Here is a 20,290-nt window from a genome sequence, read left to right on the forward strand (position 1 = left end):
GTATATAATAATCTTAAGTAAACTATATCATAACTTATTATGGAGGGAACACTAATGAGTGAGAACAAAACAGTATTTGAAATGATTGTCGACCGAGATATCGATGCGAATATTATTTATGAAGATGATAACTTTATCGCATTTTTAGATGCGTTTCCTGTCGTGAAAGGTCATACGCTCGTCGTGCCGAAAAAGCGTATCGAAAATATTTTTGATTTAGACGATGAAACAGCAAACGATTATATGAAAGTCATTCGTAACGTATCAAAAGCAGTACGTGATACGTTTAAACCTGAAGGCTTAAACGTCGTACAAAACAACGGTGAATTCGCTGGACAATCTGTATTCCACATTCACTTCCACATTTTACCGAGATATAAAGACGAACATGACGGTTTTGGTTACAAATGGGAAGACATTGAGTTTACAGAAGAAGAACGTGAACAGTTCGCTGAAGCAATTAAATCTAAACTCGATGCATAATAAACATTCGTTTCGGGTAAGAAATATGTATGATACGTAAGGAAGTGACATAAATGGGTATTAGAAATTTTGCAGTTGGTTTTGTCGTTGGTGTTGTAGGTGGCGTTTCTTTATCAGTACTAAATGCGCCTCAATCCGGACGAGAACTCACAGCTTCTTTAAAATCAAATTCTGGAACAGTGAGTGCTTCAGCAAGCCAAGTTAAAGAAGAAATTAATAACATTAAACAATCTGTACTTCGTGCTAAGCATGAAGCGTCTAACATTAAAGAATTAACTGACGAAGTGAAAGACTTAGTCGATAACTTTAAAACAGATATTGAACCAAATATCGATCATTTAAAAGACGACGTCGCAACACTTCAAAACACAGCGGAAGACCTTCAGCACGCATTCGATAAACCAAATAAGAAATAATCATAAGCGGTGGTGTAACAAATGCATCACCGCTTATGTTATGTTATATTAGTGAAAGCTAAAATTTAAAGGAGTTTTAAAAGATGAAAAAACTACTCACAACAACAACGTTATCTGCAGCACTCATTTTATCTGCATGTGCAAATGATGACAATAACGCATCAAAAAGCGATAACAAAGAGACAAAATTTGGTGAAACACTCGTAAAGAGTGACGCCGGAAACGTGACAGTGGACGACGTTTTAAATTCATTTGGTATGGAAGAAGTCGCATCACAAACGTTTGAACTCGCATTAAACAAAATAATCGAAGATAAATATAAAGATGAAGTTGATATCGATAAAATTAAAGCAGATGTCGACAAAGAGATTGAAGGTTATGGTGGCGAAGATCAGTTCGCTCAACTACTCTCTCAAAGCCAACCAGGATTAACTGTCGAAGGTTATAAGCAAAATAAAATCGCAAATATTCTACACAATAAATTCTTTAGTGAAAAGCTAGAAATTTCTGATGAAGATGCGATTAACGGTGCATATGACGCACAACATATTTTAATTAAAGTCGATGAAGAAGCTGAAGACGGTAAAACAGACGAAGAAGCTAAAAAAGAGGCTGAAGACCTTCTTAAAAAAGTTAACGATGGTGAAGACTTCAGTAAGCTTGCGAAAGAACATTCTGACGACACTGGTAGTGCTCAAAACGACGGGAAATTAGGTATCGTTACAAAAGGTCAAATGGTCCCTGAGTTCGAGGAAGCATTATTCAAATTAAAACCAGGCGAAGTATCTGACGTTGTAAAAACACAGTTCGGTTACCATATCATTAAACGCCTCGACAAAAAGGCAGAAGATATGTCAGAATCTGAAATTGCAGATGCAAAATCTAAAATGATTAACGAAAAAATTCAAGAAGATCCAAACAAAATCATGGACTTCTACAAAGAGTTACTCGATGAATACAACGTAAAATTTGAAAACAAAGATATTAAAGAACAAGTCGATAAAATGATGTCACCGATTGACATTCAAGAAAAATAACAAAAACAGGCTCTATTTTTAAAAATAGAGCCTGTTTTTTAAACCAATATTTTACTCATCAACACTTCGGTATAACATTCTACCTTCTAACGGGAAAACGCGCTGTGTAAATGTACCCGGTTCTACAGATTGAATGTGCTTGTCCATCATTAAAATTCTCGCATCGATATTGTCAATCATATGCAGAATTTCTGCTTCTTTAATCATCGGTGTTTTTGGAGATCCGTACTCTAATTTACCGTGATGTGCGAGTATTAAATGTTTTAATAATAAAATATCTTCGCCTTCGATGTTCAGTTCATCTGCAATTTTTGTAATCTCTTCTGTTGCAATAACGATATGTCCAATTAAATTTCCTTCAACTGTATACGTCGTATTTACTGCACCAGATAATTCTTTGACTTTCCCGATATCATGTAAAATGATTCCGGCATATAACAGATTTCTATCGAGCGTTTCGTAGATGTCACATAACGACTCTCCGACTCTTAACATCGTATAAACGTGATACGCTAAGCCAGATACGAAGTCATGATGGTTTGTCATCGCTGCTGGGAACGTTGAGAATTCTTTACGATATTTCGTGAGTAATCCACGCGTAATACGCTGAAGATTCGCACTCGTAATTTTTAGTGCGTAATCCATAATTTTGTCGAACAGATCATCACCGTCGATCGGTGCTTCTTTTAAAAAGTTATGGATTGAAACGTTATCGTTTTCGTTTGCCGTACGAATTTCTAAAATTTTCATTTGATTATTCCCACGGTAGTTAATAACTTCCCCTCTAACTTTTACCATATCCGCTTCTTTTAACTCTTTAATTTGTTCAGGTGTAACAGTCCATAATTTTGAATCGAGCTCACCTGTTTTGTCTGCTAGAATCAGTGTCATATATGGCTTACCCTGTTGCGTGACACCATCTTGTGCGCGTTTTACTAAGTAAAACGATTCAACACTATCTCCAGGTTGTAAAGCAGAAATTTTACTCATCGGTTGTTACCTCCTATTTTTACTATCTTGTAAAACGATTGTATTTGTCGATGGAATGCTCTTTTCTAAATTACATGTAAAGAATAACACTTGATGTTCTTCTGATTGCTTTTTAAAGTAATCTAAAATTGTTCTTGTACGTGTCTGGTCAAAGTGTACAAATGCATCATCGATAATAATCGGTAAATTATAATAGTTTTTAAGTGCTTTTATTAAGCTAATGCGTAACGCGATATATAATAGTTCTTTTGTCGACTGTGAGATTTCAGAAGGATCAAAAATTTGACCGTTACTATGCTTCACTTTAATGATGTTGTCTTCATACATCACATCGATATAGCGTTCTTTTGTAATATATTCAAAGATTTTTCTCGCTTCTTCAACGACGATTGGAAGACGCTTGTCTTTGATCGCTTTAATGTGTGCTTCGATTAACGTCTTAATATACATCAGTGACATATAATCGACAGCGCTCGTTTCTATACTATTCTTTTCAAGTTCGTATTGATGACGGAGTACTGAAAGTTGTCCGTTTTTTTCAAGATGTTTAATGTCTTGTTCGATTTTTGCGAGCATAGTTGTCTCTTCGTCGATGTCATTTTCATAGTTTTCGATCATCGTATTAAGCGCTGTTTCTTCGTCTCTTAAATCAGCTGTGTTGAATTCAGATAATTGCTGTCTTCTTTCTAAATCGAAGTTTTCTTCTGTTAACTTGTTATTGAGCTCTTTGAATCGTGCTTCATTCTCTTTAAATTCTGTAAACATTCGGCCGTAGTAATAATATTCGTCCTCATCATCTGCTCCGACATAATTAAAGAGTTCCTTCATTTCTTTTTCTGCAACGTAATTACGATTATCAATGACGTCGATTTCGTTTTCAAATAAGTTAATTTGCTCTCTTAAGTTATGATATGTCGATTTATCTTTTAATAGCTTTTCGAGCAGCTTATTCGTTTCAAAGAAAATTGAATTAATGTGGAAATCGATACCGTATTTTGAAACTTCTTCTCTAACTGAATTACTAAATTGCGTAATATTACTATCAATTGCTTCGATGCGTGTATTCAGCTCATCGATGTTACGTCTCATTTGTTTGATATTACGAATCGTATATATCGTATCGACGATTTGAGCATTTTCTAATTCATCGCTAACGTATAATTTCTCTTTAACACGAGCAAGATCTCGTTTTAACTGGTCATTTGTACTATCTAAAATCGAACGTTTTTCTTCTAAACTTTCTAGTTTAATTTCATCTGATAACTTTTTATTCATATGACGATCGACTTCGTTCATCATCTCACGTGCATCATAATAATCGAAGTTTAAATCGTGCGCTTCTTTTTTCTCTTTAATTTGTTGTTTAAGCTTTTCAAGGTCTTGTTCGTATTCATCTTTTAAATGATCGTCTTCTTCTTCAGTTTTATTGAGTTTTAATAAGAGTAATGATAATAACCCAACGACGATAAATATAATACCGTATATATTTTGGTTACTTATAAAGATAAACGACAGACCAATTAGCATGAGTATGACACTCATCGAGATAATAACTGTGCCTTGAGTTTTATTACGTGCTTCTCGCTTTTTCTCTTCTTCAAAGTACTTATCTTCAATTAAATGATAGACGCGTTCTTTTTCTTTAAGCTCATGTTCTAAGTCTTGAACTTCAAGTTTTGCACGTATTCTTTGATTTGAAATTTGAGTGTCAGAGAAACTTTCTAGTTTTTTATCCGTCTCTTTAATTTCATCTTTTAACTGGGCGATTGAATTATTATAAAATTCGCTTTCCATTTCGATTTCATCGTGACGGGAGAGTAAACTTTGAACATTTTCTCTCACGATGTTTGAATCATCTACATCTAAATGCTCTTCTTGCCAACCGATATCGTTCATCGAGCGGTGAATTTTTTCTTCGATCGTTGCGACTTCACTTTGTAAACGTTCGAGTTCAAGCAGTTCATGTTTAATATTTGGCTCTTCTTTACTCAGTCTTTCTAAATAATTAAGTGTGTCTTCTTCTGGTAACACGACTCTATTCTCTTCTCGGATGAGTGCTTCGAGCTTTTCTTGACGGAGTAATTTATCTTTTTGACCCGTCGTTAAATGGTTTTTAAGCGCTTCATAACGCTCAATCCCTTTTTCTGGGAACAAGGCTGGTTCGACATCGATTTTATTTGCTAAACTTTGCCACTCTTTAATTTCAGGATGATACATAATTTCTTTCATCTTATTTTTGAGTTGCTGTTTAGTACTATTTACCGAGTGTCTTTTACGTTCGATACTTTCGATAATTTTATGCTTTTCACTCACGAGTGATTCATATGTCTCTTCATACGATTCAAGCTCTGCGATTTTTTCAGTCATATTGCTTATCGAATCAATTTTTACGTTAATATCTGGTTTTGTACCGTTACGTTTATATAGCTCGTCAAGCTTAGTGTTAATTGCGTTAAGCATGTCTTCATATTTATTAGAACCGAGTGCACCTGCACGCAGTAAATAATCTTGAAGGTCTTTTTCGGTTAAGTTTTTGTTAATATCTTGTAGACCGAGAACATCAAACGAGAATATCGAACGATACATTTCTTTATCGATATAATTTAATTTTCTTTTTAGCCAATTTTCGCTTCGTTCTGTACCGTCAGCCATCGTAATACGTACGTCTCCAGCTGACTTATTACCTTTAATACGTTCAATAGTTACCGGTCCAACTTCATCGACAAACTGAACGATTAGTCGCCCACCATAGGCGTTACCAAGTCTCGGTTCACGTCTTGGTTCGCCTTCGTTTCGGCGCGGGAACCCAAATAAAATCGAGTGAATAAACGACATCATCGTCGATTTACCCGCTTCGTTTTCCCCAAACACTTGGACGAAATCATGTTCAATTTTAAAACTTTTATCGATGATTTTACCGTAACCGTATATATCTAATCCTTTAATTTTCATATTGTTACTTCCTCATGAGTAGTTTTAAACGTGCTTCACCAAGTTCTAGTAGCTTTTCTTTGTCGATATCTTCCATTGGTGGTAAAAATTTATTGACTTTCGGGTCCATATATAACGTGTTTAACGCTGTTTTATATAGATCATCGTCATCTTTAAATGAATTTTTTATATCCGTGAGTAGTGCGTTTTGATCGGCATTTTCTTGTTCGATATATAGTCGGTCAATCCACACAAAGTCTTCGACATCTCGTTCATCTTCTTGTAATAGAGATAGTATTTCGTAATAGTCGTTACCACTAATGTCTTCTTCTCCGTCATAATAGACCGTCAATTCGATTACACGACTACCTTCTTTACGGAGTTTGTTTTTATATTCCGTGACTGCACGATATAACTCATCACGGTAAATATTATTGACTTCAAGATCATAGCGTTCAAACTGAATATCTTCAACACTGACAAATGTACTATATAAATGAACGTGGTCTCCGGATACGATATAAAATCCTTTTTCTCCTGTTTCATTCATATGACGCCCTTGAATGTTACCTGCATAATTTATAAGCGGCATATCTGATAGTTCTTGACGCTGATGTATATGCCCAAGTGCCCAGTAATGATAGAGTTTCGAACGTAAGTCTTCTAAAGTAAATTCTGTATATCGTTTACTCTTCGTATTCGACTTAGAATACGTTCCGTGTAATATACCGATATGAATACCGTCGTTTCGATTATTTACTGGATAATGATCAATTTTATTTTCGTATGTTTCATCGTGTAAATAACTAAATCCGTGTAAAAAGATTTTCTCGTTATCTTTACTCATCAATTGATATGTTTCGATGTTTTCTTTAAATACATGAACCGTACTTGGCCAACTCGTCTTAACGTTATGATCAAGTGGGTCATGGTTACCGTGAATTATATACGTAAAGATTCCGTTATCTTCTAAACGTTGAAATTGTTCTTTTAAAAATATTTCTGATTTTAATGTTCTGTTTTTTTGGTCAAATACATCTCCAGCAATAATGATAAAATCGACTTTCTCTTTAATTGCATAGTCGATCATACGTTTCGTTGCGTTGTATGTACTTTCCATTAAACGATCAACAATGTGTGGCGGCAATTCACTTCTCGACTTAAACGGGCTATCGAGATGTAAATCAGCGGCGTGGATAAATTTAACCATCGTTCACCTCACCTTTCTTTTCATACATTATACCAAAAAACGACAAAAGAGGCATGGGGTCTAACCCTTGCCTCTTGAGAGATTATATTCGTTTAGAAACCTATAATCAATCTACTATAATTTACTCATTCACTTTGTATAGTTCTTCGATTGGTTTCATAATGACGCGGTTTAAGTCTTGGATTAACATACTTAATTTTTGCTCCGCTTCCATTAATTGTTTAATGTTTTCATCTTCTTCTACTGATTGTGCTGTTTGCTGTGCACGCTCAATATCAGAATCTAACATTTCTTCCCCTTGCATTTGTTTTAATTGAAGTTCCATTTGAACTTCTCTAAATTCATCGAATAATTTTTTTGAATCCTCATTTTCATTTACCGCTTTATAAAAAGATTCTAATGCTTTAAATTCTTCAGATTGTCTCAAAGCACTTTCAAGCGCATTTGCTTGATCATATACATTTACCATGGAATTCTCCTCTGTATTTAAAATTTCATATTGATTATAATATCATACGTCTAATATAAAATAAAATGATACGGTTACACTATTAACGGAACGAGAATACCTTGTAAAAATCCAACGATTCCTCCAAGTACATATCCGAGTAACATAATCATTTGGAGTTCTTTTCTCGCAACTTCAAACACTAAAAATTCGAGTGTTTTTATGTCAAAACTATCGATTTGACGTTTAATCACTTCAGCTAATTTTAAATGTTTTACGATACTTGGAATGTACTTTCCAAGATAATGCGTGATGTTGTCTCTTAAACGTAGTTTTCCTGAAGATTTAAACGTTTGAAACATCGTCTCATTTAACTGAGCGATTGGTCTATCGAGTAATTCTTCTAAATTCATTTTGCGTTTAAAAATTTCCGCTGCACTATGTGTCGCTTTTTCTTGATCAATTTTAGAGATATATTCGCTCGGAGATTTTTTTATAAATTTATCATACTCTCTTACGATGAATTCTCGTTCAATCGATTTCATGTCTTCATGACTTAATAGCTTCACTAACTCCCCTTGTACACGAGTTGCAAGGGAGTCTTTCGGTACGACATATTTTAACGCACGCTCAAGTTTACCTCTATTTTCGATAAAATCATCAATCATCGTATATATATCTTCGTAACCTTTATCGGATGTTAAATAAGTAATGATTTTTTCGTTAATCACAAGATGTAAATTATTGACTTCTTTGTCAATCGTCTCTTTTGCGTCATGCGGAATCAATGATTCAATTGACCTGTTCATAAGTTCGTCACTCGACGTTTTTATCTTCGAATCAATTTCTTGATATAAAAATGATAATATTTTCTCTTTTAAATTTGGAGATATTTTATTTAACACGTCACCGATTGACACGTTTTCTTCTTCAATCGTTTGAATTTGGCGATCGATGAATAAATCCATAAACTTTTGTGATTCTTTACTTTGTAGTTTTTCTACAAAAACTTCCGGTGTTAATAAATAGCCTGTAATTATATTTCCAAGCTTTTTAGATGCCTCATCTCTACGCATCGGAACAACACCAGGCGTAAGTGGGATGCGTTTCCCAAATATATGTTTTGCTTCATACGGATGAAATAACATTTTAATCGCTATCGTGTTCGTTATTCCACCGATTAACGCACCGACAATTGTCGTTATTATAATCGTCGTCACAGACATTCTTATACCTCCTTAAAAAAAGAACACCTAAGTGTAGGTGTTCGACATATTATTCTGAAGTTTTTTGTTTGAAGAATGTCACTGCTTGACGCTCTAGGTAAGACGCGTGTTCTGCCTGATTGTCAGCATTTACGACGCGGTAGAGATCGTTCATTTTGTTTTTCTCTAATCTCCATCCGTCTTTTTCTTCTAATTTCTCCCAATATAACATTTCTTTGTTATATTGCGGATAGTGAGCATTACCGCGAGATAATACTTGAGCAAGTTCTAGTGGGTCTCCACCGAAAGTACTTGTTAAAATATCGCTATCTCTGAATAATGCACAAATTGAAACACATGTTGTCCAGTTTGGAACTATTCTTTCTTTTTCGATTTGTACGAGTGTCTTTTTAGAAAGACCGACTGTTTGACTCATTGAATCTTGAGTATAGCCAGCTTCTGTTCGTACTATTTTGAACTTCTCCTGAATGACCTTAGTAAAGGCTTTTTTGTCCATAACTAAAATTCTTCCCTTCATTTATACGTTAAACTATGTGTTAACGTGTGTTTTCCTCATTCGACTCGAGGATATTAACATCCCATTTAGCAGTCGCACCTTTTAGTTGAACAAAGTTTAAACCGATTAATAAATCTTAAAGTAACTCTTCGCAACGATGAATGAAACTGGTAGGATAATATTTAAAATGACATACAATATAATACTGTCAACGTTTGATGAGAATTCTATATACATGAATTTCATCGTAGAAACACATTTTAGTACATAATGTAGTGTAAATGCAATTAAAACGCATGTTATTCATATAATTTTCTAATGAATTTCAAATTAATACGTCTTTTTATTTTATAATTATGCCATTTTGTTTTCTGTTTGTTAATACCTATCGTGCTATTTTATTATATTCCTTTTTAGACGTAAAAGTAAAATAATACATATGTAATCTCAATTAAAAAGTGATAAAATTTATATCTAGATTATTTTTGTTCGAGGTGCTTAAATGCAAACGATTAAACAAAATATTAAAAAAGCACGCCACGGTGCAGTGCTTTCTATTTGTACATATATTTTTTTAACAGTCGTTAAAATTACCGTTGGTTTTTTCGATAAGTCCGATGCGTTAATCGCAGACGGATTAAATAACTTTACTGACGTGATTGGATCGACAGCGCTATTTATCGGTTTAACAATCGCTTTAATTCCAAGAGACGATAACCATACGTATGGTCACTTTCGTGCAGAGTTAATTGCAGCGTTAATTGCAAGTTTCATTATGTTTGCGGTCGGTATACAAGTCATTATACAAACGGTTATTAAATTTATTAATAACGACTTCGCTGAACCGAGTACGACATCGTTATATGTATCTCTGTTTTCAATGATTGTAATGATTATCGTCGCGGTCATTAACTATAAACTTGCAAATAAAGTCAACAGTGTCGCGTTAAAAGCTGCGAGTATCGATAACTTCCAAGACGGCATGGTATCTCTTGGTGCTGCGATTGGTATCATTGGAGTATTACTTGGTTTTAAAACACTGGATACAATTGCGAGTTTTTTAATCGGAGCGTTAATTATATACACTGCGATTATTATTTTTAAAGAAACCGCAACGACATTAACTGACGGATTTAATAGCAAAATATTGAATCAAATGAAGACACTCATTGAAGATGTCGACGGCGTCATAGACGTTGTAGATATTAAGGGTCGTTCTCACGGATTTATTTATTTTATCGATGTGACAGTCACTGTCAATCCACATTTAAACGTGATAGAAGGACATAAAATTACCGAACACATCGAACATGCTATGTCCGACGCATTCGGAGATACTGAAACAATCGTTCATATAGAACCTGCAGTTATAAATTAATAATGTGATGACGAATCGCATAGACGACAGCTTGTGTACGGTCAGACACTTCGAGTTTATTTAAAATATGACTCACATGTGTTTTGACCGTCTTTTCACTTACAAATAGCGTCTCCGCGATTTCTTTATTACTTTTACCAAGTACCATCTCTTTTAACACTTCTAATTCTCTAGTTGATAATACATTTTTTTGATGTGGTAATTGCCCTTTAGATAACATTAACTCCACATCAGGATGAATAACCTGATCTCCATTTGCAACTCTTCTTAATGATTCGATTAAATCATCCGCATCCATTTCTTTAATTAAATAGCCGTCTGCTTTTTTATTTAATGCAGGACGTACGTACTCTTCTGACGTGTAGCTCGTTAATATAACGACTTTTAATTTTGGAAAATCTCGCTTAACGATTTCTAATACTGCCATACCGTCCATTTCAGGCATGACTAAATCGAGTAATACTAAATCTATCATTTTATGATTGTCTTCTAAAAACTGAATTAACTTCGCACCACTATCGACATCTTTTACGACTTTTAAATCTTCTGTCGTACTAAGTAAAAACTTCATACCTTCACGCACGACTGCGTGATCGTCAGTAATTACAATATTCATAGTTATATCCCCTCTATTCAATCGGTATCGTAAAGCGAATCGTCGTACCATGCCCAAGACTAGATTTAACACTAAACAACCCACCGAGTCGTTCGACACGTGCTTTCATATTTTTTAGACCGTGTTGGCGCGTAACTTCTTTCATATCAAATCCGTCACCTTCATCTCTTACAACGACAGAAAACACACCTTCAGAAACGATAATTTTGACATCACTTTTATTAACATTCGAGTGCTTGCTCGTATTATTTAACGCTTCTTGGATGACACGAAACACTTCAATTTCACTGTTATCTGGTAACTGATAAAATCCATCGATATCAATCGATAATTCAATATGAATGAGCGCTGCATATTCTTTTAACGCGTCGACGAGCCCGTTTTCTAACCCAATTGGTTTTAGCTGCCAAATTAATGCTTTCATTTCATTCATTGCATATTTAGACGTCGACTCAATTTTTTGTAGCGTCGATTTCATCTCTTCTGACTCTGCAATTCTAACTCCAGCATTACTCATAATGTTAATTGAAAAAATCGTCTGACTAATCGAGTCATGAAGATCTCTTGCGAGGCGTTGACGTTCTTGAATACGTGCATTTTCTTTTTCAATCTTTGTCAGTTCAAGTCGCTTTAACGTTGAACCGATCTGAAACGCGACGGATTCTAGCAAATCTAACGTGTCCTTATCGTATGCTTTAACGTATTTAGAAGCGACGTTTAATATACCGAACGAATCCCCACTAGATATAAGCGGTACTGTTGCGTGATGTGTGATCCCTTCATTTTTAGAAGCATCTTCACGCATCAATTTTTCTAGTCTAGAACACGCGATTATATTCGTCGCATTTTTTAAATTATCACGGTTATACTGATTGACGCACCAACATTTACCGTTAAATAATTTCTCATAATCATTTTCCTTTAATCCAACTGGTAAATTATAATGCGCAGCGAGGTCGTGTTCTCCATTTTTATCGATGAAAAAAATCCATCCTGTATCGAATTCACTATTGTCGATCAGTAACTTCAGCGCCTCATTTAACATCGTGTCGCGATTTGTCTCTTGATTTAAATACTCTGCAATCATTCGTAGTAATTCTATTTTACTTTTCACATGCATGCTCCTTGTAAAAAATTCGACACTTTATTTTCTCTATACATTTCTCTTTATGTTAAAATAAAACGTAACGTACGTAACACATTGAGGTGATCGGTTGAACAAAAAATTATTGATGCAACTTATTTTTATCGTGTCACTCATCGCGACACTCGGGTCTTTATATTTCAGTGAAATTAGAAACTACATACCATGCGAACTATGCTGGTATCAACGAATTTTAATGTACCCACTTACTATTATATCTTTAATCGCAATAATTAAAAACGACATAAAAGCGAACATTTATATATTATCGATGAGTGTATTCGGCTTTTTAATCGGTATTTACCACTATTCACTTCAAAAACTACCGGCGATACAAGACGGGTTTAACGCGTGTAGTGATAATACTTGTACAGTGACATACGTAAACTATCTCGGATTTATAACGATTCCGTTCATGTCGCTTACAGCGTTCTTTATTATTATTATTTTATCAATATTCACTTTTAAAAAGGAGAAAAACTATGAACAATAAATTATTTTACGGTATTATTGCAGTCGTTATCATTGCTTTTGCTGCGGTATTTTTAGTATTACAGTCTGACAAAAATGATCCAGAAAAGATCAGTGAAAGTGGTTATTATCCATATACTGATAAAGAGGTCAAAGACCTCCAAGGTCCAACAATCGACAGATTAGACGATGAAAACTATCATTTCAATGAAACACCTGAAGTGACACAAGAAAAGATCGACAATGAAGATGAATTATTCGTCTATTACTGGAGCCCAGTTTGTCAGTATTGTATCGAATCTACTCCACTATTAATCGGTGCAAAAGAAAAAGAGGATTTCCCTCTCGTTCAACTGAACGTGTTAGAATATCCAGAATTCCAACAAACTGCAGGGATTACTGCAACACCAACACTCGTCTATTATAAAGACGGTAAAGAAGTGACGCGTGCTGAAGGTGGCGCACAATCGGCAGACAACTACGTAGAATGGATTAAAAGCGTTAGAAACCAATGATTTTTACGGCCACACAGCAAAACGAATCGCTCGAAAACATTTTAAAATCAATGCATATCCCTAAAAAAGAAATGCACTGGTTAAGAATGAGTAAAGAAATTACGATAAACGGCGAACAAAAACAATTAAGAGATTTAGTCAGTCAGGGAGATGTTGTTCATCTTCCTGATTTTTCACAAGATAGTAATTATATAAAAAGTAACGAGACAGTAAATGTCATGTACGAAGATGATTATTTAGCAGTCGTGTTAAAACCGCACAATAAAAAGACGCATCCGAACGACGACGAAACAAATACGTTAATGAACGACGCGGCGAATACAATTTCATCTGCATACTTAGAGCCCGTACACCGATTAGACTACGACACGAAAGGCCTTCTCATACTCGCTAAAAATAGCTACGTTAAAAAGATGTTAGACTATATGATCGAACACCATGAAATTATAAGAGAATATACAGTATATGTCTCTTCAATCGGTAGATTAAAAATCGGTAAAATAGAGTTACCAATCAAACAAGCGAAAAGTAGAAATCATCAAGAAGTGAATCGACGTGGAAAACACGCAGTAACAAACGTTATTTCAATCAGAGATAATAAAGTGACAGTTCAACTGGAAACAGGACGTACACATCAAATTCGCGTTCACTTGTCATATCTCGGCGCACCGATTATTGGAGATAAAATATACGGTGGCACTAACAATGATACACTACGACTCTACGCTTCACGTGTCCAGTTTAACCATCCCGTTACAGAAAAAATTATCAATGTAGAAATATAAAAAATGGTCAGTCTCATATGAGACTGACCTTTTCTATTTCAATTACGCATTCGGATGAATCATATCTTCTGGACGGATCCATTCGTCGAACTGTTCTTCTGTTACTAGACCAGTTTCTAATGCTGATTCTTTTAATGTAATACCTTTTTTATGTGCGTTTTTCGCAATAGTCGCTGCATTTTCATAACCGATATGTGGGTTTAATGCTGTGACTAACATGAGTGAACGATTTAATAACTCATCGATTACTTCCATGTTCGGTTCAATTCCAACTGCACAGTTGTTGTTGAACGTATCCATACCGTCGCCTAGAAGGTAAATAGATTGTAACGTGTTCATTAAAATTAATGGTTTATAAACGTTTAATTCAAAGTTACCTTGTGACGCACCAAATCCAACTGCTGCATCGTTACCAAATACTTGTGCTGCAACCATCGATAACATTTCAGCTTGCGTTGGGTTTACTTTACCTGGCATAATTGATGATCCTGGTTCGTTTTCAGGAATCGTAATTTCACCGATACCTGCACGTGGACCAGATGCTAACCAACGGATATCGTTAACGATTTTTAATACATCTCCGGCTAATGCTTTTAAAGCACCGTGGAAGTATACAACTTCATCGTACTGTGATAACGCGTGGAATTTGTTGTCAGATGAAACAAAATCATATCCTGTTTGCTCAGAGATTTGTTTTGCAACTCTATCACCGAACTCAGGGTGTGCGTTTAACCCTGTACCAACAGCAGTTCCACCGATTGCTAAGTTTGCGAGTTGTTTTTTAGATTCGTTGATCATTTCTAATGACTTATCTAAAGAATATCTCCAGCCACTCACTTCTTGACCAAGTGAAAGTGGTGTTGCATCTTGTAAGTGTGTACGACCGATTTTAATAATATCTTGGAACTTTTCTTCTTTTTCTTTAAACGTGTCGCGTAACTTTTGAAGTGCTGGAAGTAACGTCACTTCTGTTTCAGTCATTAACGCAACGTACATTGCTGTTGGGAACGTATCGTTTGAGCTTTGTGATTTGTTGACGTCATCGTTAGGATGAACAACCTCGTCACTACCCTTTTCTTTTAAATAATCGTTCGCAACGTGTGCAACGACTTCGTTCACGTTCATGTTACTTTGCGTACCGCTTCCGGTTTGCCATACGACTAACGGGAAGTGCTCGTCTAGTTCTCTAGCGATAATTTTGTCTGTCGCGTAAACAATTGCGTCTTTTTTCTCTTCAGATAATTTACCGAGTTCAGAGTTCACAATTGCAGCCGCGCGTTTAAGTTGTGCAAAAGCAACAATCACTTCAATCGGCATTTTTTCTTTACCAACTGGGAAGTTTTGACGACTTCTCTCAGTTTGTGCTGCCCAAAACTTATCTGCTGGAACTTTAATTTCACCAAACGTATCATGTTCTATTCTGTAAGACATTAAAAAAATCCTCCTGAATTTGTATTTACCATTAGTATAACTGAAATTACAGGAGGATTCACTTAAAATTATTTAGTTCATAATTACTTTTTATTCTCGTCTTTGTCGAGGTCTTTATCTTGTAAGTCTGCACCGTGGTTTGTATGGTCTATTGACGCTGTTGGGCCCTCGGAGATAGCTTCCATCTCTTCACCGAGTGCTTTTACGTCTTCTGTATTAAACGTCATCGTATTTTCGTCAGTGTATTCTTCATTACGTTTTTTATCCATCATTATCTCTCCTACGCAAACTTGTACGTGTAAAATTCGCGAATGTCTCTATCTAGTTTACTCGCCGCTTCAGCGTCTAAAATAACAGTTACCATACGATGATTTTTTACTTTACTTAACGGAGAATCTTTACTCATATCTGCGTCGTATAGTTTACGAACTGTTTCACTCGCACCGCTACCTGACGCATATATAAATAACTCTTTTGCTTTAAATAAGTCGTCGCTACTACCAGATTTAAATCCTTTAAATTCATGATCTAAATTTAATACCGCAACGTTTACTTTCTCTTTTTTGTCGAGATAACGATTTAAATCGTCATCTGATTTTACGTTACGAATTTGTTGCTCTGGAATATCGAGTGCGTTAAATTTCGCACCCCCATCACCATTTGCAAGTAATAATTTCACGTTTGCTAAATTGACTGGATGGTTATTTACTTCACCGATTAAATAATCATATGCGTTATCTAATGTATCGTTTAAATCAAGTACTAATGTAGAATCCGGATTTAATGAAATTTGTTTTCTTAATTGATCTGCTAAAAATAAATCCGCATCATGTTTTGTTTCATAAATTCTAAAGTTTAAAGCCATAATTGTCGTCTCCTATCAGAACAGTTATTAATAATAGATTACCCGAAAACAGCCATTTTAAACAATGTTTAATTGATATTTAAAATACGCTTTGTTTCACTGACAAAATAGTTTATAATGAGAGTAACTATTAAACGCACTGGGGGATATTATAGATGAAAGCAATTCTTATCTTTATGGTATGTGCAGCATTCCTAACTTCGATTCTTACAGCTGGTAAAGAAAACAAACCAGGATACGTCGATAACGGACCAGATGAAAAATAATAATGACATAACAAAACGCAAACTTCTAAAGTTTGCGTTTTTTCGTTTAATCTTTTAAAAATCCTTGTGCATTTAATACGTCTTTTATATCTTTACGGACTTGATCCATTTTTGATAATTTCTTAACGACTTGCTCTGACCAGTTATCTTGTCGTTTATTTTCATCGCGAGTTTTATAATACTCTGTAATTGATTCATCGTAATCATTTAGAGACGCTTCGATTTGTTCAAATTCTGGATACGTATTTTCAAAGTAAACTGTGTCTTGTGGTAATCTTTCTTTAAAACTACCTTCGCTATTTTTATATCCAACTGCCATACCAATCACTGGGAACGTTCCTTCTGGTAGTTCTAAAATTTCAATTATTTTTTTCGTATTGTTACGAATCGAACCTAAATAACAAATCCCTAAGTCTAGAGACTCTGCTGCGACTGCTAAGTTCTGTGCTGCAAGCGCTACGTCTACGACACCGATGAGTAAACTTTCAGTCGTATCAAAATGTATTTCATATCCTTTACGTTTTGCAAGCTCTAAATGACGATTATAGTCTGCGACAAAGATAAATAAATGACCATTATCTTTTACGTACGGTTGTGTACTAATTTCCATAATCGCTTGTTTTTTATCTTCATCTGTCACACCGATAATTGTATACGCTTGAACGTAGCTTGACGTCGAAGCTTGCTGTGCAGATTTCACTAGTGTTTCAATCACTTCTCTTTCAAGTGGTTGATCTTTAAAATCACGAATCGATCGGTGATTTTGTAATAATTGAATTGTCTCGTTCATGTTCATCCTCCTATATAAGTCCTTTAAAACCTTGTTGACGTAGCGCTTCGTAAAGCACCATCGCAACTGTATTTGAAAGATTTAAACTTCTAAAATCTTCGTGCATCGGAATACGCATTAAACGGTCTTTGTACTTTTCTTTAATATAGTCTGGAAGACCTTTCGTTTCTCTGCCGAAAATTAGATAGTGGTCTTCATCTGAATCAGAATAATCCTCTTCATGATAATAATTTTCTCCGAATTTAGAAATAAAGTAAAGTTTCCCGTCTGCTTCTTCTAAAAAGTCTTCGATACTCTCGTGATATGTAATATCGAGATCGTACCAGTAATCCATACCTGCACGCTTTAAATGTTTGTCAGTAATTTCAAACCCTAATGGTTTTATTAGATGCAACTTCGTTTTCGTCGCTGCACATGTACGTCCGATATTCCCTGTATTTTGTGGAATATCTGGTCGAAATAATACGATATGATTCATAATTTAACCCTCTTGTATACCTTTTAGCATTTCTTCTTTTACTGCTTCGTCTGTTTCTTTACTGTAGCGCTCGTGAATATAATCGAGTGCTCTATCGCCTAAAATTTGTCCAATCGCCCAGTACGCTGTCCCTTTAATGACAGGGCGTACGTCGTTTTCTGCGACGTCTTTTAACGTCGGGATCGCACTTTCTTCTTTAAAATGTGCGAGCGCGATAATTGCGTTACGCTGTAACGGATTTTTACCGCGCCATACACCTGCTAAGTGACCATACGTCTCTTTGAATTCTCTATTTGACACTTTTAAAAGACTCGTTAATTCCGGCTTTAAAATTTCTGGCTCTAGTATAATATCGTCTTGCTGGGTATTGATACCAATGTTTAACGGGCACACTTGCTGACACGTGTCACATCCGTAAATTCTATTACCGATGGACTTACGATACTCGTCTGGCACAAATGTTTTCGTCTGTGTTAAAAACGATATACACTTTTTAGAATCGAGTTGTCCGTTGCCAACGAGTGCACCCGTTGGACAGCGGTCAATACAAATCGTACAGTCCCCACAAGTTCCAACGAGTGGTTTATCTGGCGGAAACGGAATGCTAATAAGCATTTCACCTAAGTACGTCCACGTGCCAAGTTTCGGATTGATTATAAACCCGTTTTTACCGACAAATCCAAGACCACTTCGTAGCGCAACTTCCCTATCAGATAAAACACCCGTATCGATCATAGACATCGTTTCAACACCGTCGACACGTTCTTTAATAAACGCCTCTAACTTTTCGAGCCTCGTTCTAAGTAAATGGTGGTAATCAAATCCCCATGAAGACCTCGCGAATATACCACGTCGTTCTCCTTTACGAGACTTCGGTGCATCTTTTGGTAGACGATTCGGATATCCAACTGCAATCGCGATAATTGAACGCGCGCTCGGGAGAGACAACTTCGGATTCACACGCTCTTCAATCGTACCCTTTTCAAAACCTGATTCATAATTGTTTTCGTAGTACGAAATTAATTTATCTCTAAACTCATGAAACGGCTCTGCTGTCGTAAAACCAATCTCGTCAATGCCGATTGTATGTGCGTATTCTATTATTTCATCTTTTAACTTTTGATAATCCATACGCCACCTCTTTAAATAGATTAAAAAAGAAGCCGAAATTGGCTTCTTTTAATACTGCATTGCTTTTTTTATACGATCCGGAATGATGAGTACCTCTGACACCATGTCTTCCGGATGGAACGTGTGATCAATACAGTCTTCAAAAAAGTCGATATGTGTTTGATCAATCGGTGAAGTCGTTTCACTTTCTGCTGCTTCTTTATCTTGAATTGTATACCAGTAAAGGTATTCTACATCGTTAAACGCTTCACGGAAAATCGTCTCTACATATACTTTTTCACCTTCGACGTTACGAATGACACCTTCCATATTTTCTTGGATGTATTTCATCCAACGGTCTACTTTTTTAGATTTTCCTGGTTTCACTCTAAATTTAGTTAACTCCACTTTATACATTTATTTCACCTCTTGCGATATGCAAATAAACATTCTAAAATGATACTCAATACATTATTAGATTATACACTTATTTTAGAATATCTCCACACCTATTATAAAGAAAGGATTGAGACAATTTATGCTTATTTTAGCATCTGGATCACCGAGACGGCAAGAGTTATTAAAACAAGTCGAATTAGACTTTTTAACGATTATCCCAAATATTGACGAATCTTCTGTCACTGAAAGAGATCCACAGAAGAAAGCAATGGCTCTCGCAAGCTTAAAATCATACGCGATTGATAACGACGAAGACATTATTTTATCGTGTGACACACTAATACAGTTTAATGGAGAAATATTGGAGAAACCGGCTGACCGATCCGACGCACGCCGCATGCTTAAAATGCTGTCGGGCAAAACGCATACTGTTATTTCAGCAGCACTCCTGCGTAAAGGTGACACAGAAATACCAATCGTTAGAGAAACTGAAGTCGAGTTCTTCGAGTTAGACGATGAAGAAATCGAACACTATCTAAATACAGACGAACCATACGATAAGGCAGCAGCCTACGGTATCCAGGGACTCGGCGCGAAGTTCGTTAAGCGAATCTCCGGTGATTACAACGCTGTCGTTGGATTACCACTTGGAGATGTGTGTCGGGAACTGAGATTTTTTGAATAAGGAATAACACTTGCTAACTTCTATTCAGTTAACTAGGGAAAGAAGATTAGCAGGTGTTTTTCATCAATATGCCACTGTTCATCAAGCATTCGGGTAACTCTACACTATTACTTCATGAAT

The 20,290-nt window shown here is 35.6% G+C and carries 23 protein-coding genes; 8 read left to right on the plus strand and 15 right to left on the minus strand.

Annotated features, from left to right (window positions below; translation table 11 throughout):
- The first annotated feature begins 54 nt into the window (after positions 1–54).
- The 3 genes from HMPREF2767_RS05545 (at position 55) to HMPREF2767_RS05555 (ending at position 1,936) form a co-directional block, all read left to right on the plus strand.
- Entirely contained in the window at positions 55–483 is a 429-nt protein-coding gene (locus HMPREF2767_RS05545) for an HIT family protein (protein WP_070622948.1), read from the plus strand.
- A gap of 53 nt (positions 484–536) precedes the next feature.
- Complete coding sequence (locus HMPREF2767_RS05550) at positions 537–899, plus strand: YtxH domain-containing protein (protein ID WP_070622951.1); 363 nt, start codon at positions 537–539, stop codon at positions 897–899.
- A gap of 83 nt (positions 900–982) precedes the next feature.
- Positions 983–1,936 (plus strand): foldase protein PrsA, encoded by a 954-nt coding sequence (locus HMPREF2767_RS05555; protein ID WP_070622953.1) that lies wholly within the window; start codon positions 983–985, stop codon positions 1,934–1,936.
- A gap of 51 nt (positions 1,937–1,987) precedes the next feature.
- On the opposite strand, the gene yhaM is transcribed toward HMPREF2767_RS05555, so the two are convergent.
- The 6 genes from yhaM to HMPREF2767_RS05585 form a co-directional block, all read right to left on the minus strand.
- Positions 1,988–2,926 carry a 3'-5' exoribonuclease YhaM gene (yhaM, locus tag HMPREF2767_RS05560; RefSeq protein WP_068130632.1) on the minus strand — a complete coding sequence of 313 codons (939 nt, stop codon included), beginning with the start codon at positions 2,924–2,926 and terminating at the stop codon, positions 1,988–1,990.
- Positions 2,927–2,932: 6 nt separating this feature from the next.
- Entirely contained in the window at positions 2,933–5,878 is a 2,946-nt protein-coding gene (locus tag HMPREF2767_RS05565; RefSeq protein ID WP_070622956.1) for an ATP-binding protein, read from the minus strand.
- Between the two features lie 4 nt (positions 5,879–5,882).
- On the minus strand, positions 5,883–7,067 hold the full coding sequence (locus tag HMPREF2767_RS05570; protein ID WP_070622959.1) for a metallophosphoesterase family protein: 1,185 nt from the start codon (positions 7,065–7,067) through the stop codon (positions 5,883–5,885).
- A gap of 121 nt (positions 7,068–7,188) precedes the next feature.
- Positions 7,189–7,536: a YlbF/YmcA family competence regulator gene (locus HMPREF2767_RS05575; RefSeq protein ID WP_040929034.1), complete on the minus strand. Its 348-nt coding sequence runs from the start codon at positions 7,534–7,536 to the stop codon at positions 7,189–7,191.
- Positions 7,537–7,610: 74 nt separating this feature from the next.
- Entirely contained in the window at positions 7,611–8,741 is a 1,131-nt protein-coding gene (locus HMPREF2767_RS05580) for a DUF445 domain-containing protein (RefSeq protein ID WP_070456210.1), read from the minus strand.
- A 49-nt stretch (positions 8,742–8,790) separates the two neighbouring features.
- Positions 8,791–9,237 carry a helix-turn-helix transcriptional regulator gene (locus HMPREF2767_RS05585; RefSeq protein WP_040929032.1) on the minus strand — a complete coding sequence of 149 codons (447 nt, stop codon included), beginning with the start codon at positions 9,235–9,237 and terminating at the stop codon, positions 8,791–8,793.
- Positions 9,238–9,739: 502 nt separating this feature from the next.
- Between HMPREF2767_RS05585 and HMPREF2767_RS05590 the strand changes: the two genes are divergently transcribed.
- On the plus strand, positions 9,740–10,615 hold the full coding sequence (locus HMPREF2767_RS05590) for a cation diffusion facilitator family transporter (protein ID WP_070622962.1): 876 nt from the start codon (positions 9,740–9,742) through the stop codon (positions 10,613–10,615).
- Here HMPREF2767_RS05590 and HMPREF2767_RS05595 read toward each other — a convergent pair.
- Together HMPREF2767_RS05595 and HMPREF2767_RS05600 are read right to left on the minus strand one after the other, a co-directional pair.
- The gene (locus HMPREF2767_RS05595; protein WP_068130646.1) at positions 10,605–11,231 is read right to left on the minus strand and encodes a response regulator; all 627 of its coding nucleotides are present in this window, start codon (positions 11,229–11,231) and stop codon (positions 10,605–10,607) included. The genes HMPREF2767_RS05590 and HMPREF2767_RS05595 overlap by 11 nt on opposite strands.
- A 13-nt stretch (positions 11,232–11,244) precedes the next feature.
- Positions 11,245–12,345, minus strand: coding sequence for a GAF domain-containing sensor histidine kinase (locus HMPREF2767_RS05600; protein ID WP_083302065.1), 1,101 nt, complete (start codon positions 12,343–12,345; stop codon positions 11,245–11,247).
- A 100-nt stretch (positions 12,346–12,445) separates the two neighbouring features.
- Between HMPREF2767_RS05600 and HMPREF2767_RS05605 the strand changes: the two genes are divergently transcribed.
- From HMPREF2767_RS05605 to HMPREF2767_RS05615, 3 genes are read left to right on the plus strand one after another with little or no spacing between them, the layout of a single operon-like run.
- Positions 12,446–12,868, plus strand: coding sequence for a disulfide oxidoreductase (locus HMPREF2767_RS05605; protein ID WP_246828768.1), 423 nt, complete (start codon positions 12,446–12,448; stop codon positions 12,866–12,868).
- A complete protein-coding gene (locus HMPREF2767_RS05610; protein WP_070622971.1) occupies positions 12,858–13,361 on the plus strand; it encodes a thioredoxin family protein in 504 nt (167 codons plus the stop codon). Before HMPREF2767_RS05605 ends, HMPREF2767_RS05610 begins: the two co-directional genes overlap by 11 nt.
- Positions 13,358–14,146: an RluA family pseudouridine synthase gene (locus HMPREF2767_RS05615; RefSeq protein WP_070622974.1), complete on the plus strand. Its 789-nt coding sequence runs from the start codon at positions 13,358–13,360 to the stop codon at positions 14,144–14,146. Before HMPREF2767_RS05610 ends, HMPREF2767_RS05615 begins: the two co-directional genes overlap by 4 nt.
- Before the next feature lie 42 nt (positions 14,147–14,188).
- Here HMPREF2767_RS05615 and fumC read toward each other — a convergent pair whose 3' ends face one another.
- The 7 genes from fumC to HMPREF2767_RS05650 form a co-directional block, all read right to left on the minus strand.
- The gene (fumC, locus tag HMPREF2767_RS05620; RefSeq protein ID WP_068130659.1) at positions 14,189–15,577 is read right to left on the minus strand and encodes a class II fumarate hydratase; all 1,389 of its coding nucleotides are present in this window, start codon (positions 15,575–15,577) and stop codon (positions 14,189–14,191) included.
- 83 nt (positions 15,578–15,660) lie between these two features.
- Positions 15,661–15,846, minus strand: coding sequence for a hypothetical protein (locus HMPREF2767_RS05625; RefSeq protein ID WP_070622977.1), 186 nt, complete (start codon positions 15,844–15,846; stop codon positions 15,661–15,663).
- Between the two features lie 11 nt (positions 15,847–15,857).
- Positions 15,858–16,442: a sugar phosphate isomerase family gene (locus HMPREF2767_RS05630; protein WP_070622980.1), complete on the minus strand. Its 585-nt coding sequence runs from the start codon at positions 16,440–16,442 to the stop codon at positions 15,858–15,860.
- A 312-nt stretch (positions 16,443–16,754) separates the two neighbouring features.
- Complete coding sequence (gene nfsA, locus HMPREF2767_RS05635) at positions 16,755–17,498, minus strand: oxygen-insensitive NADPH nitroreductase (RefSeq protein WP_070622983.1); 744 nt, start codon at positions 17,496–17,498, stop codon at positions 16,755–16,757.
- A gap of 10 nt (positions 17,499–17,508) precedes the next feature.
- Positions 17,509–17,976, minus strand: a complete 468-nt coding sequence (gene trmL, locus HMPREF2767_RS05640; protein ID WP_371327384.1) for a tRNA (uridine(34)/cytosine(34)/5-carboxymethylaminomethyluridine(34)-2'-O)-methyltransferase TrmL — start codon at positions 17,974–17,976, stop codon at positions 17,509–17,511.
- A 3-nt stretch (positions 17,977–17,979) separates the two neighbouring features.
- A complete protein-coding gene (queG, locus tag HMPREF2767_RS05645; RefSeq protein ID WP_070622985.1) occupies positions 17,980–19,107 on the minus strand; it encodes a tRNA epoxyqueuosine(34) reductase QueG in 1,128 nt (375 codons plus the stop codon).
- 48 nt (positions 19,108–19,155) lie between these two features.
- Positions 19,156–19,503: a DUF6176 family protein gene (locus HMPREF2767_RS05650; RefSeq protein WP_040929553.1), complete on the minus strand. Its 348-nt coding sequence runs from the start codon at positions 19,501–19,503 to the stop codon at positions 19,156–19,158.
- 121 nt (positions 19,504–19,624) lie between these two features.
- Between HMPREF2767_RS05650 and HMPREF2767_RS05655 the strand changes: the two genes are divergently transcribed.
- The gene (locus tag HMPREF2767_RS05655; RefSeq protein ID WP_070622987.1) at positions 19,625–20,170 is read left to right on the plus strand and encodes a Maf family protein; all 546 of its coding nucleotides are present in this window, start codon (positions 19,625–19,627) and stop codon (positions 20,168–20,170) included.
- Positions 20,171–20,290: the final 120 nt, after the last annotated feature.

The sequence above is a fragment of the Nosocomiicoccus sp. HMSC067E10 genome (assembly GCF_001810835.1).
GTDB classification, from domain to species: domain Bacteria; phylum Bacillota; class Bacilli; order Staphylococcales; family Salinicoccaceae; genus Nosocomiicoccus; species Nosocomiicoccus ampullae_A.

Bases quoted from the DNA above. Each gene is read 5' to 3' on its own strand.
- HMPREF2767_RS05545 (WP_070622948.1), top strand. From the start codon at position 55: ATGAGTGAGAACAAAACAGTATTTGAAATGATTGTCGACCGAGATATC.
- HMPREF2767_RS05550 (WP_070622951.1), top strand. From the start codon at position 537: ATGGGTATTAGAAATTTTGCAGTTGGTTTTGTCGTTGGTGTTGTAGGT.
- HMPREF2767_RS05555 (WP_070622953.1), top strand. From the start codon at position 983: ATGAAAAAACTACTCACAACAACAACGTTATCTGCAGCACTCATTTTA.
- yhaM (WP_068130632.1), bottom strand. From the start codon at position 2,926: ATGAGTAAAATTTCTGCTTTACAACCTGGAGATAGTGTTGAATCGTTT.
- HMPREF2767_RS05565 (WP_070622956.1), bottom strand. From the start codon at position 5,878: ATGAAAATTAAAGGATTAGATATATACGGTTACGGTAAAATCATCGAT.
- HMPREF2767_RS05570 (WP_070622959.1), bottom strand. From the start codon at position 7,067: ATGGTTAAATTTATCCACGCCGCTGATTTACATCTCGATAGCCCGTTT.
- HMPREF2767_RS05575 (WP_040929034.1), bottom strand. From the start codon at position 7,536: ATGGTAAATGTATATGATCAAGCAAATGCGCTTGAAAGTGCTTTGAGA.
- HMPREF2767_RS05580 (WP_070456210.1), bottom strand. From the start codon at position 8,741: ATGTCTGTGACGACGATTATAATAACGACAATTGTCGGTGCGTTAATC.
- HMPREF2767_RS05585 (WP_040929032.1), bottom strand. From the start codon at position 9,237: ATGGACAAAAAAGCCTTTACTAAGGTCATTCAGGAGAAGTTCAAAATA.
- HMPREF2767_RS05590 (WP_070622962.1), top strand. From the start codon at position 9,740: ATGCAAACGATTAAACAAAATATTAAAAAAGCACGCCACGGTGCAGTG.
- HMPREF2767_RS05595 (WP_068130646.1), bottom strand. From the start codon at position 11,231: ATGAATATTGTAATTACTGACGATCACGCAGTCGTGCGTGAAGGTATG.
- HMPREF2767_RS05610 (WP_070622971.1), top strand. From the start codon at position 12,858: ATGAACAATAAATTATTTTACGGTATTATTGCAGTCGTTATCATTGCT.
- HMPREF2767_RS05615 (WP_070622974.1), top strand. From the start codon at position 13,358: ATGATTTTTACGGCCACACAGCAAAACGAATCGCTCGAAAACATTTTA.
- fumC (WP_068130659.1), bottom strand. From the start codon at position 15,577: ATGTCTTACAGAATAGAACATGATACGTTTGGTGAAATTAAAGTTCCA.
- HMPREF2767_RS05625 (WP_070622977.1), bottom strand. From the start codon at position 15,846: ATGGATAAAAAACGTAATGAAGAATACACTGACGAAAATACGATGACG.
- HMPREF2767_RS05630 (WP_070622980.1), bottom strand. From the start codon at position 16,442: ATGGCTTTAAACTTTAGAATTTATGAAACAAAACATGATGCGGATTTA.
- nfsA (WP_070622983.1), bottom strand. From the start codon at position 17,498: ATGAACGAGACAATTCAATTATTACAAAATCACCGATCGATTCGTGAT.
- trmL (WP_371327384.1), bottom strand. From the start codon at position 17,976: ATGAATCATATCGTATTATTTCGACCAGATATTCCACAAAATACAGGG.
- queG (WP_070622985.1), bottom strand. From the start codon at position 19,107: ATGGATTATCAAAAGTTAAAAGATGAAATAATAGAATACGCACATACA.
- HMPREF2767_RS05650 (WP_040929553.1), bottom strand. From the start codon at position 19,503: ATGTATAAAGTGGAGTTAACTAAATTTAGAGTGAAACCAGGAAAATCT.
- HMPREF2767_RS05655 (WP_070622987.1), top strand. From the start codon at position 19,625: ATGCTTATTTTAGCATCTGGATCACCGAGACGGCAAGAGTTATTAAAA.